Source organism: Bradyrhizobium retamae (assembly GCF_001440415.1).
Lineage (GTDB): Bacteria > Pseudomonadota > Alphaproteobacteria > Rhizobiales > Xanthobacteraceae > Bradyrhizobium > Bradyrhizobium retamae.
Window position 1 is genome coordinate 183,458 of the sequence record NZ_LLYA01000225.1, and the last position, 15,684, is coordinate 199,141.

Genomic DNA, 15,684 nt, shown 5'->3' on the forward strand with positions numbered 1-15,684 from the left:
GCGCCTCGAGAGCGCATAGCGTCGGCGAGCTTGCCCTTCTGACTGATCAGACCAAGCTTTGCGCGTGGCACTTCTGGAATGCATCAGCGAGCGGCGTTGCTCCTCGGACTGCGGCCGCGAATGTCCTTCTCGATGGCGAACAACTTGGCGATGTGCTTCAGCATTCGCGAATGTCCGTACTTGGCACCTTTGAGACATGCCCGCCTAGCTTTAGAATGTCCGTTCACCGGGGTAGGCCGGAAGTCGCCTTGGTCCGGCCAAACGACGCACCGGAAATTGTTGCCTCGCAAGACCCGCACTGCGTCGGGATGTCCTGTTACCAAAAGTGCGGGACATCAAGAGCCAAAGGTTAAGCTATGTCATCCGTGGCTAGAGTCTGCCGCGCGGCTTTCTCTTGTGCGACAATTCCTTCGAGCCGTGAGATGTTTTCCAGCAGGCGCTGGCTGGTCAGGACGAGAAAGTAATAGCCGAACTGCGGATTTTGAAAGTAGATTTCGAGCAGCCTTTCATAAGTTATGGTCAGGACTTGTCCGTCTTCTATGCATTCGACGGTCGCGGTTCGCCGTTTATTGGGAGTAAGGAAGCCAAGTTCGCCCATGAGACGTCCCGGCGGAATTTCGACGCTGATCTCCGTGACCAGGAACTTTCCAGTGACCGTCAGGAACATCTCGGTGGCCGCATCATCTTTCTTGAACAATTTATCGCCGCTGCGATATTTGCGCTCGGTCATGAATGGTTTGAGCCATTCCAATGAGGTATCGCCCTCCGTCGCGATGCGTGCCCTCTTGATCAGATTGAGCATCTGGCGGAGGCGAATTGCATTGATCGGCAGCAACAGCAGATACAGGATAAAAGTCCCGACGTTTCCGGAGAGCGCGCCAAAGGCGACGAAGAATGTACAGCCGGCCATGTTCGCGACGCGCAGCGGCACCATTGTATGCATCAGCAAGGTAGCGACAAGAAAGATGGCGCCAACCAGGGCGAACATATTGGCAAGCGTGATGTTGGCCAGCACAATCTCCAGCAGCCGGTTGAATAGTGCGTCGTAGGTGATGTTGTTCGGATCGAGACCCATCTGAACCAGAATCTTTGCGATCCTGAGATTGTCCGCCGCCGCATCAAGAATGCGGTCTAGTATCGTCGAAGAATCTGCACTGCTGGACTCCATCGGATCATCCTCCGCGCAAAGCCGTCGGTATTCGTCGGATATCCCGGATACTGATAATTGAAGTCGTATAACGACCGTTTGAGTAAGATTACCAGCGGTCTCGGTGCAATCGATCGATTTTACCTCGGGCGGTGAATTCGGCAATTGCCCGCTCTCTAGTTCGCTTTACCGTTGCATCTGCCCTGAGCTGAAGAGAGGTAACGCCGGCTCCCAGGCGGCTTTCGCAAGTGCAGAGCAATAGTGTCGCAAAAATCGGGAACTTCCGAGTCTGGCACATCGCGTCATTTCGGTGCGATGCGGAATTTGGTCGCTACTAGGGCATAGCGGACATCGATCAGCCGCGAGTACGCATCCTTGTCAGCTACGCCGGGCCTTCGATTTGGCGCGGCCCGCTTTGGGCCGGTGCTGCTGCAGTTTCGCGATGAACTTCTGCAAGACTTCAGACGGCGGTCGTGCCGCGCTGTAGGCGAGCCCCACTTCGCGCTTCACGTCGACGTCGATCTCGCGCACCGCGACATCGGAATTGGCGCGCGCCACGCCTTCGGGAACGATGGCGATCCCGACACCGGCGGCAACCAGCGCCATCGCCCAGTCTTCGGATTCGGCAATCGCCGCGGGCTGGCGTGACGCCGATGCGGCACGGCCAAAAAATGCGCTCTGCTCGCAGTGACAGCGATCGACCATGGCGACGCCGGCGAGATCAGCGGTGCGCAGCCGCTCCTTCAGCGTCAGCGGATGCGACGGCGGCAGGGCTGCGACGTAGCGCTCGACCCAGAGCGGAACGAAATGTTCGTCGGCGCGCAGCAGATTCTTGGAGACGATCCGCGCGTCCGCGGCATCATCGACGCCGACGAGGCGGAGCGCGACGTCGGCGGTTCCGGTCAGCGGCTTCAGAAGCGCAATGGTTCGCGGCCGGTCGAGCGTGCGCATCAGGCCCAGCGTCAGCGCGTTCCGCGTCGCAGGTTTTCGGAACAGGTTTTTCGCGGCGTCCGCCTCATCGACGATGCGGCGGGCCACGGCGTGGAATTGTTCGGCCGCTTGCGTCGGCGCCACTCCCTTCTTGTGCCGGATGAACAGCGCGGTGCCGAGCTCGGCTTCCAGATTGGTGATCGCCGCCGAGATCGAGGGCTGCGAGATGAAGCAGCGCTTGGCGGCCGCCGTCAGGTTGCGCTCCCTGAACACGGCCGCGAAGTATCGGAGTTCGCGGATATCCATAGGCTGATCCTATCGATGATATCGGATATCGATATTTTACCTATGATGTATAGGATGGCAAGCAGAGCGCCTGACCTCGAAGGAGACATGTCATGCGCGTTCACCATCTCAACACCGGCACCATGTGCCCGATCGGACGTCGCCTTGTGAATGGCACCGGCAGCATTTTCCAACGCGCGCGCATGGTGTGTCATTGCCTGCTGATCGAGACCAATGACGGGCTGGCGCTGGTCGATACCGGCATCGGACTGGATGACATTGCGAACCCGCCGCGGCTCGGGCCCAAATGGGTCCGGCAGACCACGCCGCGGCTCGATCCGGCCGAGACGGCCGTGCGGCAGATCGAGGCGCTCGGCTATTCCAAAAGCGACGTGCGGCATCTATTGCTGACGCATCTCGATCGCGATCATGCCGGCGGCATTCCGGATTTTCCGAATGCGAAGGTGCACGTCCATCGCCGCGAGCACGACATGGCGGTGACCGGCCGGATGCCGGCGCCGAAGGGCCGCTACATCACCGCGCAATGGCAGCATGGTCCGCAATGGGCTTTTTACGGCGAGGGAGGCGAGGACTGGTTCGGCTTCAAGGGCGTGCGCGCGCTCGGCGACCGCGAGCCCGACATTCTGATGATCCCTCTGCCGGGCCACACGCTCGGTCATTGCGGCATCGCCCTGCGGAGCGGGGGCAAATGGCTACTGCACGCGGGCGATGCCTATTTCTTCCACGGCCAGGTGCAGGCTTCGCCTCGGGTCCCGCTGGTGCTCGGCATGTTTCAGTGCCGCGGCGACATGGACCGCGCCATGCGGATCGAAAACCAGCAGAGGTTACGAACGCTCAAGGCCAATCACGGCGATGCGGTGACGATCTTCAACAGCCACGATCCCGTGGATTACGAGAATTGCCGCTGTGGCCAACACCAGGATGTGCCGGCTCACGCTAGAGCAGGATGAGGTTAGGTTGGGCCGTGACGACGGACTATCGCGTGCCGGACGCAAGCGGCGTGAGTGCTGCGAGCCGGGGCCCAATCTACTTTGCATGGGGTTGTTTTCGCGATTTTGTGTCTGGGCCCTGCGGTGTACCGCCGAAGAGCATCTGCACTGCGTCCGGGACAAGAGATCGTTAGCTTCGCGCTGATGGCGAATCGATTCGACTCCAACCCATCCCGCGCGAGGCCGTGATCAGCGCTTGGACCGCGGCGCGGGGGCGGGGGCCGGCGCGGGCGGTTCGGGTTGCTTGGCCGGTGGAGGCTCGACCTCCGTGGTGCAACGCGACGCCGCGAGCGCGGCTTGCGCCTGCGGCATCAGGCCGGGCTCCGGAGCCAAGGCCTTCAGCACGATCAGGCCGGTCGTGGTGGGGGAATCGATGATCAGCCGGTCGGCGGCGGTGACTTCCTCGTCTTCCGGCAGTTCGGAATGCTGCTCTTCCGTCATCAGGTCGAGCTCGATCACCTTGCGGCCGGCCGAGCGGTCGTTGATCGCGTAATAGGCAACCTCGTTGCGGGTATAGAACGACACCGACGTATAGGCCTGGCTCACCGGCACGGTCAGCTTGAGCGGACCGTCGGACAGATTGTAGCGGCAGATCGCGACTGCAAAGGCCGGGTCCATGAACGGCATCGGCGCGTTGTTTGGTTCGGCGAGCGGCAGCGCCGTGACGGCGTTCTCTTTGGTCATCGGCGTCAGCCGCGAATAGGCGTCTTGCGTCGCGATGCGCGGCAGCGCGAGCACGCTGACGAGATGCACCACGCCGCCCAGCAGCACGCCTGCGATGATGGTGAATGCCAGCCGGATCATGGGCAGTTCACCGTGGTGATGGCGGGCATCGGCGCGTCGCGCTGCGTGCGCGTCGCAACGCCGACCGGCGTATCGTAAAGCCGCAGCATCAGCGCGTAGCGCTCGATGCCGCCGGTCGGCAGCCAGTTGCCGGCCCGCGAACGCGCCGCCACCCGGATCTCGAACCCGCCGTCGGAGCTGCGGACGATTTCCTGGCTGGTGAAGCCGTAGCGTTGCAGCGAATTGGCGACCAGATGCCCCTTGCGGTCGAACAGCGTCAGCGTCCAGAACCGGGCCGCCGGCGTCACCCCGCTGACGATTACGTCGCAGCGCCCGTCGAGCGGCTTATTCTTGTCGTCGGTGGTGGCCGTGAAGGCGATGCCGTCGCCGGTGCCAACGGGCAATTCGCCGCTGCGGGCAATCGAGGCGCGCGAATAGGGATCGATTTCGGAACTGCCGGCCTTGGGCCGTGCGGTCCAGGCGCCGATCGTGAGCGTGCCGAGATCGGTGCCGCGCGTCGCCGTCAGGTAGGTCGAGCCGAGACCTACGGCCGTGGCAAGCGCCAATGCCAGCAAGGTGATGAAGATCAGCCGCACAGGCCAGTGCTCCGCAATCTCACGGCATCAGATTCCGCTTGAACCGGCTTCATCCGAAACCTGAAGCGCTTCTCTTGTTTCGAACGTGTCGAGGCGGACGCTTCGCATCTGTTCCGAGGAACGCCGGTTAAGCTTCTGCCGGGTCATGCCTTTTAATTCTTCCGCTCCGCCGGCGCGGCCTGCTCGCCAGCGGCTGCGACATAGTTCTCCGGAAACGCCAGCGCGCCTGACGTGATCGGCTTGGAGGGCTGCTTCTGGTCGTTGGACGAGGTCTTGCCCGCAGCCCTGCCGGCCTCGTCGAGCAGTTTCTCGACGCGCACCAGAATATCCGCGCCGCGCTTGGTCAATACCGGCGGCGGCCCCGGCTTGGTCTCCGGCACCCGTGCCGCGCCATTGGCCGCGGCGCTGGTGGATTGGGCGGGCCGCGGCAGTTTCGTGCCCATGCCGAAGCCTGGGATCTCCTTCACCTCGACGCCCTGATGCGCGACGACCATGATGTCGTGCCAGGTTTGTGCGGGAAGCGAGCCGCCGGTCATGCGGTTGGTGGGCGAGTAGTCGTCGTTGCCGTACCAGACCGCGCAGGTGAAATTGCCGGTGAAACCGACGAACCAGGCGTCGCGGTAGGCGTTGGTGGTGCCGGTCTTGCCCGCGGTCGGGATGCCGTCGATCGCGGCGCGGCGGGCGGTGCCTTCGCTGACGACGTGGCTCATCATTTCCGACATGTCGGCGGCGACGGAGGCGGGAATGGCTTGCACCGGCTTCTTGCCGTCGCGGTCGAAGCGCCAGACCAGGTCGCCGGCGCCGGTGCGCACTTCCAGCACCGCATGAGGTTTCACCGCCTTGCCCTTGTTCGGGAAGGTCGCATAGGCGACCGCGTGTTCGAGCACGGTGACCTCATCGGAGCCGATCGGCATCGAGGGCGTATCGGGCAGGGGAGCCGTGAGGCCGAACCGGCGTGCCACCTCGGTAATCTTGGCGCGCCCAGCCTTGGCCGGGTTCGCCACCTTGCCGCCGAGCGCAATCGACAGCTTCACCGGCACGACGTTGATCGAGCGGGTGATCGCCTGGGTCAGCGTCACCGAGCCGGAATAGGAATGGCCATAGTTCTGCGGGCACCAGTTGCCGATGCAGACCGGGCCGTCGACCACGATCGAGGTCGGCTTGTAGCCGTTCAAAATCGCCGTGGTATAGACATAGGGCTTGAATGATGAGCCCGGCTGCCGGTAGGCGTCGGTGGCGCGGTTGAACTGGCTGGCGCCATAGTCGCGTCCGCCCACCATGGCGCGGACGCCGCCGTCGAGGTCCGCGACCACGACGGCTGCCTGTGTCGCGTGGTAGTCGCGGCCGAACTGGCGGAGCTGGTTTTCAACCGTTTCCTCGGCGGCGCGCTGCACGTTCATGTCGATGGAGGTACGGACCACGAAGACGCGTTCGGTGTAGGACTTCGGGAAGGTATCGACCAGCCTGCGCATTTCCTCAAAGGCGTAGTCGAGATAGTAGTTCGGCGAGTTCTCGTCGCGGCGATCGACGGCGAAGGCCGGGTTGCGCCGGGCGCCGAACACCTGGCCTTCGGTCATGAAGCCGGCATCGACGAGGTTGTCGAGCACGATGTTGGCGCGGGCGCGGGCGGCGGGCAGGTTGATGTGCGGGGCGTATTTGGTCGGCGCCTTGAACAGCCCGGCCAGCATCGCCGATTCCGCCAGAGTGACATCGCGTGCCGACTTGTTGAAGTAGAAATGCGCGGCGCCGTCGACGCCGAACGTGCCGCCGCCCATATAGGCGCGGTCCAGATATAGCTTCAGGATTTCGTTCTTGGTCAGCCGCGTCTCGAGCCAGATCGCAAGGAAAGCTTCCTTCACCTTGCGCTCGATGGTGCGCTCGTTGTTGAGGAACAGGTTCTTCGCCAATTGCTGCGTGATCGAAGAACCGCCCTGGCGCACGCCGCCGGCCTGCGCGTTGGTCACGAGCGCGCGCGCGGTACCGGGGATGTCGATGCCGAAATGGTCATAGAAGCGGCGGTCTTCAGTCGCCAGCGTCGCCTTGATCAGATTGTCCGGAAAATCTTCCAGCGGGATCGAGTCGTTATGTTTGATGCCGCGGTTGCCGATCGGGTTGCCGTAGCGGTCGAGGAACTGCACCGCGAGATCGGATTTCTTCAGCCAGTCGTCGTCGGCGGTCTCGCGAAACGCAGGGGTCGCCAGCGCCAACATCACGATCAGCCCGCCAAGGCCGATCGTGGCGGCTTCCGAAAACGGTTCGATGAAGACCCAGCGCTTCCAGCGGCCGACATAGAAGCGGTCCATGAAGGTGGAGTAGCGCTCGTACAGCTCGCGCAGGCCCTTGCCCGACGAGAACAGCGTCGAGTCGATACGCGCATCCAGATCCAGAAGGAAGTTCCGGATCTTCTGCTTCAAGTCTGGAGGTACGATCTGGCGCACCGGGACCCTTGATCTGTTCTAGCCGCGCCCGGCGGAGCCGGACGAGACGTCTTGCTTGGATGTTGCGGCAAACCCAAGGCGCTTTTACGTCCTCGGGGACTCGCCATTGTTCTATCCGAGCGGGGGCTATAAACCAATGCTCTCGCTCACCATTTTGAACGTCAGCCCTAACGCTGCCGTTGGCTTTTGGCTCCGTAGTGAGCCCCCGCTTGCGCCCACGTCGCCGGACCTCCTAGAAGGGCCGCAGCCGACCGACCCGAGAAAACGATTGATTGCATGACCGCGCCGCGCAAATCGCCTTCCGGCCAGGAAGGTTTCTTCTGGAAAACCAAGACGTTGGAGGAGATGTCCAGCGCCGAATGGGAAAGCCTGTGCGACGGTTGCGCGCGCTGCTGCCTGGAAAAGCTCGAAGACGAGGATACTGGGAAGATCTACTTTACCCATGTTTCCTGCAAACTGCTCGATTCCGGCCTGTGCACCTGCAAGGACTACCAGAACCGTTCCGACAAGGTTCCGGATTGTGTCCGCCTGACGCCCGAGAACGTCCGCACCCTGAGCTGGCTTCCGCCGAGCTGCGGCTACAAGCTGGTCGCCGAGGGACGCGATCTCTATTGGTGGCATCCGCTGATCTCGGGCGATCCCAATACCGTGCATGAAGCCGGCGTTTCGGTGCGCGGGCGGGTCCAGGGCACCGAGGACGAGATCCCCGACGAAGACCTCGAGGACCACATCGTGCAATGGCCGGCCTTGTTGCCGAAGCGGGCGCGGCTCAAGAAGAGACCTAAAGCCTGAACCTCCCGCCCTGATCGATCACGGAAACGCGACGATATTCTCGCGGGATGCACCCATGCGCATGAGGCGCTGCCCCGAGAGGAATTTGCCCTCTAAGGTGCTCGCTATATGGCGATTCCATCTCGGCGGCTTTGGTCGCGCAGAACAATATTACGTCCGACATGAACCAGCACCAGCGGCAGGGCCGTGAACCTGCCGACCAGGCGACATTGCCCGACGATATCGGCGGCGAGCTCTCGCGCATCACGAGAGAGGTCATTGAGGTCAGCGATGCGCCGCCGATTGCGCCGCCCGCGCCGCTGACCCCGGCCGAGGTCCGCACCATCCTGATGAGCCTGTTGCTGACGATGTTCCTGGCGGCGCTCGACCAGACCATTGTGGCGACGGCGCTGCCGACCATTGGGCGCCAGTTCAACGACGTCAGCAATCTGTCCTGGGTCATCACCGCCTATCTGCTGGCCTCGACCGCGGTTGCACCCGTGTTCGGCACGCTGAGCGACATCTACGGCCGCCGCGTCATGATCACGGTTTCGCTTGCCCTGTTCACGGTCGGCTCGATTCTTTGCGCGGTGGCGCCCAACATGCCGGTATTGATCGTTGCGCGCGGGCTGCAGGGGCTTGGCGGCGGCGGCATCATGCCGGTTGTGCAGACCGTGATCTCCGACGTGGTTAGCCCGCGCGAGCGCGGCAAGTATCAGGCCTATTTCAGCGGCGTCTGGATGGCGGCTGGGCTGATGGGCCCTGTGCTCGGCGGCGTGTTCGCCGAGCATCTGCACTGGTCGATGATCTTCTGGATCAACGTGCCGCTTGCTGTCGGCGCGCTGTTTCTGCTGCTGCCGAAGATGGGCAAGATCCCGGTGTTCCACCGCCGCCGCAAGGTCGACTGGTTCGGTGGCGTACTGCTGATGGCGTCTGCCGTCGTGGTCATGCTGGTGCTCACCTGGGGTGGCAACCGTTATGCCTGGCTGTCGCCCGCGATCATGGCGATGATCGGCGCCTCGGCGGCGCTGGCGCTCGCCTTTGTCTGGCACGCGCGCAATGCCGAAGAGCCGTTCCTGCCGCTGCCGCTGCTCGGCGGAACAGTGGTGCCTTACGCCATGGTGGCCGGCGCCTGCGCGCTCGGCGCCATCACCGGGCTGACCGTGCATCTGCCGCTGTATTACGAGGTCGTCTATCATCTGACCGCGAGCGAAGCGGGGCTTGCGCTGATTCCGCTCGCCGCGATCTCCACCTGTGGTGCCGCGATCGCCGGACGGACGATGGCGCGCGCGAAGCACTACAAGCGCGTGGCCGTAGTGGGCACTTCGGCGGCGGCGATCTTCGGTATGGTGCTGACCGTGGCGACGCTGCCGCTGTGGGGTTTGCTGATCGTCCTGTCGCTGTTCGCGCTCGGGCTCGGCACGACGTTCCCGGTCAGCGTGGTGTCGCTGCAGAACTCGGTGGCGCGCCCGCAGATCGGCACCGTCACGGGGGCGATGAATTTCTTCCGCGCGCTGATGTCGTCGTTCACGGTCGCTGCCTTCAGCGCGATCCTCTTGATGGCGCTCGGCGCCGGCATCTCGCTCGGCGAACATCGCGGCCCAGCGAACGCGATCCCCGTCGCCGACATGATCACCGCGTTCCGCTATGTGTTCGGCGCCGCCGCCGCGCTTTTGGCCTGCGCCGCGCTTTGCATCATGGCGATGGAGGAGCGGCCGCTGGCCGGCCCCTCGACGCCGGCGGAGATGGCGGAGTAGGGGGAGGGACGTAACCCCTCAGGTCCCGGGCCTCGAAACCTCGGTCTCCTTGCTGGTGATGAATTCCAACAGCACCGGGACGCCTTCCTGCGTCTTCTGGATACCGCGCTTGATGGCGGGGATGATGTCTTCCGGTTTCGTCACCCGCTCGCCATAGCCGCCGAACGCGCGCGCCATCGCGGCGTAGTCGCCGGAAATGTCGGTGGAACGGTATTTCTCTGTCGAGATCGGCATCACCTTCAGCTCGATCGCCATTGAAAAATTGTTCAGCAGGATCGACATGATCGGGATGCGTTCGCGCACGGCAGTCTCGAAATCCATGCCGGTGAAGCCGATCGCGGCATCGCCCCAGACGTTGATGCAGAGCTTGTCGGGTTTTGCTAGCTTGGCGCCCATCGCAAGGCCAAGGCCGTAGCCGAGCTGCGTGGTCTTGCCCCAGCCGATATAGGACAAGGGCTCGACCGATTTCCAGAACGGCGAGAGCTGGTCGCGCGGGCTGCCGGCGTCGTGAGTGATGATGGTGTTGTTGATGTCGACGGTGTGCTGCAGGTCCCACAGTACGCGATAAGGGCTCAGCGGGGCCTCGTTATGCGTCAGCTTCGGCATCCATTTCGCCAGCCACTCCTTGTGCGAGGCCGCGATCTCCGCGGCGACTGCGGTTGCGTCCCGATCGGACGTAACGGTCCTGCCGATCTCTTCCAACAAGGCATCGAGCACCAGGGCAGCATCGCCGACCAGGCCGATTTTGGCCTCGACATCCTTGTTGAGATGATTGGGATCGAGCGTGGAATGAATGATGGTTTTGCCCTTCGGCATGGCGATGCCGAAGGAGGTCTCGGTGAACGAGCAGCCGATGCCGAAGATCACGTCGGCATCGCCCAAGAATTTTGGCACCGCGCGCGGCACGGCGAGGCCGCCCGAGCCCAGCGATAGCGGATGCGTCTCCGGAAACGACGACTTGCCGCCAAGGCTGGTCGTGACGGGAATGGCGAGGCGCTCGGCCAGCCGTCTGAGCTGCGGCCAGGCCTTTGCGTAATGCACGCCCTGGCCGGCATAGATCACCGGACGCTTCGCTGCGACGAGCACGGCCGCCGCTTCCTTTACATGCACGGGATCCGCACCGTAGCGGGTGCGCAGCACCGGTGTGTAGTTGAGAGGCTCCGGCACTTCCTCGTTCCACATGTCGGCCGGGATTTCGACAATGACCGGTCCCCCGCGGCCGTTCTTCAATTTGGTGAACGCTCTCCGGAAGATGTTGCAGACTTCTGCCGCGATGTTGATTGGCTCGGACGACTTCGAGAACGCCTTCATCGTTTGGCTGGAATTGAAGTTCGGATCGATATTGGCGAGTCTCCGCGCGTAGCCCATCGGCAGCACCAGCACGGGGACTGATTCGCCGTAGCATTGCGCCACGCCGCCCATTGCGTTCTCGGCGCCGGGCCCGTGCTGCATGCAGAACGCGCCGATAGAACGGCCCGAAGTAACGCGCGAGATCGCATCCGCCATGTGAACGCCGATGCGTTCCTGCCGCACCATCACCGGGCGGATATCGGCATTGGCGGCATATTCGATGAGATGATTGACCGGATAGCCGCAGAGGATTTCGATTCCTTCGCGCTTCATGATTTCTGCGATGGCGGCGCCGAGCTTCATGACGGTCTTCTCCCCTCGATACGGGCCGGTTTGGTCCAGCCGATTTGCGACAGTTGGACAGGATTTTCCGACCCGGTAAAGCGCGGACGGCGCGTGCGTTCGGAAGTGCTGATATGCGTTTTGCCGCTCAAGCCAAAAGATGAGGCAACCGGGGGAGAATATTCGTGCTGTGAGCGCCCGAGCTGCAGGCGAAAGTGGATCGTCTTGACTCGGCTTCGACGCTGCTGCGTTGCGAAAAAATCACAGACGCCTGCCAACTGAAGCGGCTTCACGGTCTTGTCATTCTCGCTGGAAATTTTTGCACTAGGTGTGTGCGCATGCATTTGCATGAAACGCGGGGCATCGCGGGACACAATTTGCATATGTCGCGGGGCATCGCGAACAGGAGATATATAACAATGAAAACAGCGCGAACTTTAATTTTAAGCTCGGCGGCGGGGCTGATCGCCCTGGGCGGCGCACAAGCGGCCGACCTTCCGGTCAAAGCCAAGGCAGTCGAATATGTCAGGGTCTGTTCGCTCTACGGCGCCGGTTTCTTCTACATCCCGGGCAGCGACACCTGCATCAAGCTCGGCGGCTATCTGCGTGCGGACGTCACGTTCAACGGCGGCGCGCACGGCGCCCCTGCCTGGAGCGGCGATATCGGTCAGCAGAACCGCTACGCCAATTACTTCGTGGCCCGCTCCCGTATGGCGCTGACGGTCGATACCCGTACCGCTACCGAATACGGTGTGGTCCGCACCTTCGGTCAGGCTGATATTCAGTTCACCACGCTCGGCGGCAGCACATTCAACCCCAATTCCCTCGCGACTAACCTCGGCAACAACGTGAACCTGCTTGACCAGGCCGGCGGCGGATATGTCGCGGTCGAATTCGTTTTCATCCAGTTCGCCGGCTTCACCTTCGGTAAGTCCGCCTCAGCCTATGCTACGCCGTGGCAGGGTTTCCCGGGCAATATCAACTCCTCCTTACTCGGCGGCCAGAACACCGATACCGGCGTCAACAACATCCAGTACACTGCCGAGTTTGGCAACGGCGTATCGGCTTCGATCGGTCTCGACGACCCGACCGTGTGGGATCGCACCGCCGTCTACAATCTGAGCATTCCCGGCGCGATCGGCGCCAACGGCACGGGCTCCAACGCCTATGCCGGCGTGCATGCGCCCGACATCGTCGGCAGAATCCGGGTGGACCAGGCCTGGGGCCTGTTCCAGCTTTCGGCTGCCGCGCATGAAGTGAGCGGTTCGTACAACACGCTCGGCGCGGGCTCTGTCCCGACCGCGTTTTCCGAAATCAGCGGCCACCCCGAGAGCAAGTGGGGCGGCGCGGTGATGGCGGCGTTGCAGATCAAGAACATTCCGACCGGTGCAGGCGACGACATCAAGCTCGACGTATCCTACGCCAAGGGCGCCACCAAGTACGTCATCGCCACCAGCGGCACCTCGCCCAACTTTGCGATGTTCGGCGATAGCGGCTTCGGCTATCAGAGCGTCGGCTTCGGCGCGACGACCGACGGCGTCTACTTCCCGGGAGCGGCCGGTACCGGCGGTATCGCTTTGACGACGGCCTGGGGCGTCCGCGGTGCGTTCAATCACAACTGGAATCCGAACTGGTCGACTAGCCTGTTCGGCAGCTATTCCGCCGTCAGGTACGACGGTGGCGCGAACGACAATCTGCTCGGTGCGGGGACCTCGACGGCCAAGGGCGCTTATTGCGCTGCTTTCGCCGCCAGCCACCCCGGTCAGGCGTTGGCCGGGAATGCTGCGGGCAACTACACCTGTAACCCCGACTTCAACGTCTCGCAGCTCGGCGTTGTTACCCGCTGGACCCCGGTCAAGAACCTGACGTTCTCGGGCGAAGTCCAGTGGTTCCATCTCGATCAGAAGATGTCGGGCTCCTCGGTGTTCACGGCGGCCGCTCCGAAGCCGAACGCGCTCTACGAGTTCAAGGATCAGGACACTGTCCTGCTCCAGTTCCGCGCCCAGCGTAACTTCTAAGAACGATCCATGGACCGGGCTCTTGCCCGGTCCCTTGTTCAACGCCGTGGCGGGCGGGGTGACTACCTCGCCTCGCTGCGGCGGCTGAGCATCGCCGCAATCAGGTCAAGTACCTGATCCAGGATAAGGTAATTCGCGGCCGCCGAGATGTCGGCGGCGCGCTGCTCCTCAGTCTCGTCGTGCAAGAGACCGATGTAATTCCTTCCCGCTTCGCGCTTCTGCGCAATCATGTGCGCTCACTCCGCAAGACGCCGATCGGGCGAGGGTGACTGGTCGGCACACAATCGATGGTAAATTTTCCTTACCGTAGGATTCCGGGGCGGAATTCCTCGTCGCCCTTAATCAATCGTTCATTCTGTTCCACAAGGCCTCTTCAACCGTTCCGACCTAGAGTTTAGGCAGTATGGCGCGAGAGAATTTCGGGGAGCGTCGACAGGAGTTTGTCCATGCGTCGAGTACTGGAACGATTTGTCGGCGATGAATGCGGCGCTACCGCCATCGAATATTGCCTGATTGCGGCCGGCATCAGCATCGTGATCGTCAGCGCCGTCAACGGCATCGGCACCACGCTCAGCACGAAATTCAGCGACGTCAGCACCAGACTCAAGTAGCGGGCAAGGCCGCACAGACATCATGCTGGAACTGCTGTTTGGGCCGCTGACGGTGTCCTGGGGCCATCAATTCTAGCCTGCGTCCAGCAAAATCCGTGGTGCGTGATCTCCGTGATATTGGTCGCAGCCTTGTTGATCGATTCGATGGTCAACGACCGGTCGTCTGGTGGTTGCGATGGCGGGTTGGACTTTGGCAGCGGGGGCGGGACGGCGGCGGGGATTGAAACCGGCGCTATTATTTGTCTTTTGGGTCCGCATTGAGGGCCCGCAGCATCGCGATCCGCGCGAACATCAACCAGCCGCCGCCGGTCTCGGCCGCGTTGATCAGATTCTCCACCGCGACCTGCCAGTGCGCCTCGTGCTGCACTTCCTCCGGCAATGCCATGACATAGTCGGCGGCCTGCTGCAGCGTCGCGAGCTTACGGCCGCCACGAAGCGGTATCGGATCATCGAACGGGGTCGACCACGGCATCGCGCGCTAGATGGTTCTATCTATCGCGCTCCTCGCCCGATCATCCGGCCTTTTTGGTGCGAGCGGCGGTACGCACCGGCTTTTCCGCCTTCTTCGACGCTTCCTTCGCCGTCTCCTTGGCGGCGCGCTTTCCGTTACCGCTGATCGGCAACAGCATCTCGCGCTGGCCGGCGGCGGCCTTCTTCGGCTTCTTGCCCTTGGTCTTGGCGGCGGCAGGGGCGGCCTGCTGTTCGCTGGCAAGGCTGCGCTTGAGCGCGTCCATCAGATTAATGACGTTGCCGGCGGTCTTCGGCGCCGCCTTGGCCTTCGTGCTCAGGCCGTTGCGCTTCTGGTTGATCAGATCGATCAGCGCCTGCTCGTAGCGGTCCTCGAACTGCTCGGGCTCGAATGAGGCGGATTTCTGCTCGACGATATGCTTCGCCAGATCAAGCATGTCCTTGGTGATCTTCACGTCCTGGATATCGTCGAAATATTCCTTCTCGTTGCGTACTTCATAGGGGTAGCGCAGCAGCGTTCCCATCAGCCCCTTCTCGAGCGGCTCTAGCGCGATAATGTGCTCGCGGTTGGTCAGTACCACGCGGCCGATCGCGACCTTGTCCATGCTCCGGATGGTTTCACGGATCACCGCAAACGCATCGTGGCCGACCTTGCCGTCCGGCACGAGATAATAGGGGCGGATCAGATAGCGGCCGTCGATATCGGATTTCGGAACGAATTCGTCGATCTCGATGGTGCGGGTCGATTCCAGTGCGATGTCGTCTAGCTCATCCTTCGACACTTCGATGTAGGTGTCGGTATCGATCTTGTAGCCTTTCATGATGTCTTCGCTGGCGACTTCCTCGCCGGTCTCGGCGTCGACCTTGGCGTATTTGATGCGGTGGCCGGTCTTGCGGTTGATCTGGTTGAACGAAACCTTCTCGGTATCCGAGGTCGCCGGATAGAGGGCGACAGGACAGGTCACGAGCGACAGGCGCAGAAAACCCTTCCAATTGGCGCGGGGGGCCATGGGCTACTCCGAAATACGCAACAGACGAACGGGAAGGATACCACCGGATCACCCCGTCTCAAACATGCCGGGCTAGGGAATCTCGGAACGCCGTTAACCCTTCCGCGCGGCGGCGGGCCTGCGACCTTTTGAGCACGGCGGCCGCGCGACACGCCCAATACCCGGAACATCACTTTCGATCATGCGTTGCTTCCACAGGCGATGTCGGAGCATTGGCTGACATTACAG

At 62.5% G+C, this 15,684-nt stretch carries 15 protein-coding genes; 5 read left to right on the forward strand and 10 right to left on the reverse strand.

Annotated features, from left to right (window positions below; translation table 11 throughout):
* Positions 1-349 precede the first annotated feature (349 nt).
* Together CQ13_RS39405 and CQ13_RS39410 are read right to left on the reverse strand one after the other, a co-directional pair.
* Complete coding sequence (locus CQ13_RS39405) at positions 350-1,168, reverse strand: Crp/Fnr family transcriptional regulator (protein ID WP_057848128.1); 819 nt, start codon at positions 1,166-1,168, stop codon at positions 350-352.
* A 357-nt stretch (positions 1,169-1,525) separates the two neighbouring features.
* Entirely contained in the window at positions 1,526-2,383 is an 858-nt protein-coding gene (locus CQ13_RS39410) for a LysR family transcriptional regulator (RefSeq protein WP_057848129.1), read from the reverse strand.
* A gap of 92 nt (positions 2,384-2,475) precedes the next feature.
* Between CQ13_RS39410 and CQ13_RS39415 the strand changes: the two genes are divergently transcribed.
* On the forward strand, positions 2,476-3,333 hold the full coding sequence (locus tag CQ13_RS39415) for an MBL fold metallo-hydrolase (protein WP_057848130.1): 858 nt from the start codon (positions 2,476-2,478) through the stop codon (positions 3,331-3,333).
* A gap of 228 nt (positions 3,334-3,561) precedes the next feature.
* Here the strand turns inward: CQ13_RS39415 and CQ13_RS39420 are convergent, their stop codons facing one another.
* The 3 genes from CQ13_RS39420 to CQ13_RS39430 form a co-directional block, all read right to left on the reverse strand.
* A complete protein-coding gene (locus CQ13_RS39420) occupies positions 3,562-4,176 on the reverse strand; it encodes a DUF1254 domain-containing protein (RefSeq protein ID WP_057848131.1) in 615 nt (204 codons plus the stop codon).
* Positions 4,173-4,751 (reverse strand): DUF1214 domain-containing protein, encoded by a 579-nt coding sequence (locus CQ13_RS39425; RefSeq protein WP_057848132.1) that lies wholly within the window; start codon positions 4,749-4,751, stop codon positions 4,173-4,175. The genes CQ13_RS39420 and CQ13_RS39425 overlap by 4 nt, the downstream gene beginning before the upstream one ends.
* A 152-nt stretch (positions 4,752-4,903) precedes the next feature.
* Positions 4,904-7,189 (reverse strand): transglycosylase domain-containing protein, encoded by a 2,286-nt coding sequence (locus CQ13_RS39430; RefSeq protein WP_057848133.1) that lies wholly within the window; start codon positions 7,187-7,189, stop codon positions 4,904-4,906.
* A 276-nt stretch (positions 7,190-7,465) separates the two neighbouring features.
* Here CQ13_RS39430 and CQ13_RS39435 point away from each other — a divergent pair, with 276 nt between their 5' ends.
* Together CQ13_RS39435 and CQ13_RS39440 are read left to right on the forward strand one after the other, a co-directional pair.
* On the forward strand, positions 7,466-7,981 hold the full coding sequence (locus CQ13_RS39435; protein WP_028348904.1) for a YcgN family cysteine cluster protein: 516 nt from the start codon (positions 7,466-7,468) through the stop codon (positions 7,979-7,981).
* A 161-nt stretch (positions 7,982-8,142) separates the two neighbouring features.
* Positions 8,143-9,717, forward strand: coding sequence for an MDR family MFS transporter (locus CQ13_RS39440; protein WP_057848173.1), 1,575 nt, complete (start codon positions 8,143-8,145; stop codon positions 9,715-9,717).
* Between the two features lie 18 nt (positions 9,718-9,735).
* On the opposite strand, the gene CQ13_RS39445 is transcribed toward CQ13_RS39440, so the two are convergent.
* Entirely contained in the window at positions 9,736-11,370 is a 1,635-nt protein-coding gene (locus CQ13_RS39445; protein WP_057848134.1) for a thiamine pyrophosphate-requiring protein, read from the reverse strand.
* A complete protein-coding gene (locus tag CQ13_RS44070) occupies positions 11,367-11,732 on the reverse strand; it encodes a hypothetical protein (protein ID WP_156434180.1) in 366 nt (121 codons plus the stop codon). The genes CQ13_RS39445 and CQ13_RS44070 overlap by 4 nt, the downstream gene beginning before the upstream one ends.
* 36 nt (positions 11,733-11,768) lie before the next feature.
* Here CQ13_RS44070 and CQ13_RS39450 point away from each other — a divergent pair, with 36 nt between their 5' ends.
* Positions 11,769-13,367: a porin gene (locus CQ13_RS39450; RefSeq protein ID WP_057848174.1), complete on the forward strand. Its 1,599-nt coding sequence runs from the start codon at positions 11,769-11,771 to the stop codon at positions 13,365-13,367.
* A 62-nt stretch (positions 13,368-13,429) separates the two neighbouring features.
* On the opposite strand, the gene CQ13_RS44075 is transcribed toward CQ13_RS39450, so the two are convergent.
* The gene (locus CQ13_RS44075; protein ID WP_156434181.1) at positions 13,430-13,597 is read right to left on the reverse strand and encodes a hypothetical protein; all 168 of its coding nucleotides are present in this window, start codon (positions 13,595-13,597) and stop codon (positions 13,430-13,432) included.
* Between the two features lie 216 nt (positions 13,598-13,813).
* On the opposite strand from CQ13_RS44075, the gene CQ13_RS40325 reads away from it, so the two are divergent.
* A complete protein-coding gene (locus CQ13_RS40325; RefSeq protein ID WP_063800249.1) occupies positions 13,814-13,978 on the forward strand; it encodes a Flp family type IVb pilin in 165 nt (54 codons plus the stop codon).
* A gap of 235 nt (positions 13,979-14,213) precedes the next feature.
* Here the strand turns inward: CQ13_RS40325 and CQ13_RS39455 are convergent, their stop codons facing one another.
* Both CQ13_RS39455 and ku read right to left on the reverse strand, forming a co-directional pair.
* Positions 14,214-14,450, reverse strand: coding sequence for a hypothetical protein (locus tag CQ13_RS39455; RefSeq protein ID WP_057848135.1), 237 nt, complete (start codon positions 14,448-14,450; stop codon positions 14,214-14,216).
* 40 nt (positions 14,451-14,490) lie between these two features.
* Positions 14,491-15,456, reverse strand: a complete 966-nt coding sequence (ku, locus tag CQ13_RS39460; protein ID WP_057848136.1) for a non-homologous end joining protein Ku — start codon at positions 15,454-15,456, stop codon at positions 14,491-14,493.
* Positions 15,457-15,684 lie beyond the last annotated feature (228 nt).

Bases quoted from the DNA above. Each gene is read 5' to 3' on its own strand.
- CQ13_RS39405 (WP_057848128.1), bottom strand. From the start codon at position 1,168: ATGGAGTCCAGCAGTGCAGATTCTTCGACGATACTAGACCGCATTCTT.
- CQ13_RS39410 (WP_057848129.1), bottom strand. From the start codon at position 2,383: ATGGATATCCGCGAACTCCGATACTTCGCGGCCGTGTTCAGGGAGCGC.
- CQ13_RS39415 (WP_057848130.1), top strand. From the start codon at position 2,476: ATGCGCGTTCACCATCTCAACACCGGCACCATGTGCCCGATCGGACGT.
- CQ13_RS39420 (WP_057848131.1), bottom strand. From the start codon at position 4,176: ATGATCCGGCTGGCATTCACCATCATCGCAGGCGTGCTGCTGGGCGGC.
- CQ13_RS39435 (WP_028348904.1), top strand. From the start codon at position 7,466: ATGACCGCGCCGCGCAAATCGCCTTCCGGCCAGGAAGGTTTCTTCTGG.
- CQ13_RS39440 (WP_057848173.1), top strand. From the start codon at position 8,143: ATGAACCAGCACCAGCGGCAGGGCCGTGAACCTGCCGACCAGGCGACA.
- CQ13_RS39445 (WP_057848134.1), bottom strand. From the start codon at position 11,370: ATGAAGCTCGGCGCCGCCATCGCAGAAATCATGAAGCGCGAAGGAATC.
- CQ13_RS44070 (WP_156434180.1), bottom strand. From the start codon at position 11,732: ATGCAAATTGTGTCCCGCGATGCCCCGCGTTTCATGCAAATGCATGCG.
- CQ13_RS39450 (WP_057848174.1), top strand. From the start codon at position 11,769: ATGAAAACAGCGCGAACTTTAATTTTAAGCTCGGCGGCGGGGCTGATC.
- CQ13_RS44075 (WP_156434181.1), bottom strand. From the start codon at position 13,597: ATGATTGCGCAGAAGCGCGAAGCGGGAAGGAATTACATCGGTCTCTTG.
- CQ13_RS40325 (WP_063800249.1), top strand. From the start codon at position 13,814: ATGCGTCGAGTACTGGAACGATTTGTCGGCGATGAATGCGGCGCTACC.
- CQ13_RS39455 (WP_057848135.1), bottom strand. From the start codon at position 14,450: ATGCCGTGGTCGACCCCGTTCGATGATCCGATACCGCTTCGTGGCGGC.
- ku (WP_057848136.1), bottom strand. From the start codon at position 15,456: ATGGCCCCCCGCGCCAATTGGAAGGGTTTTCTGCGCCTGTCGCTCGTG.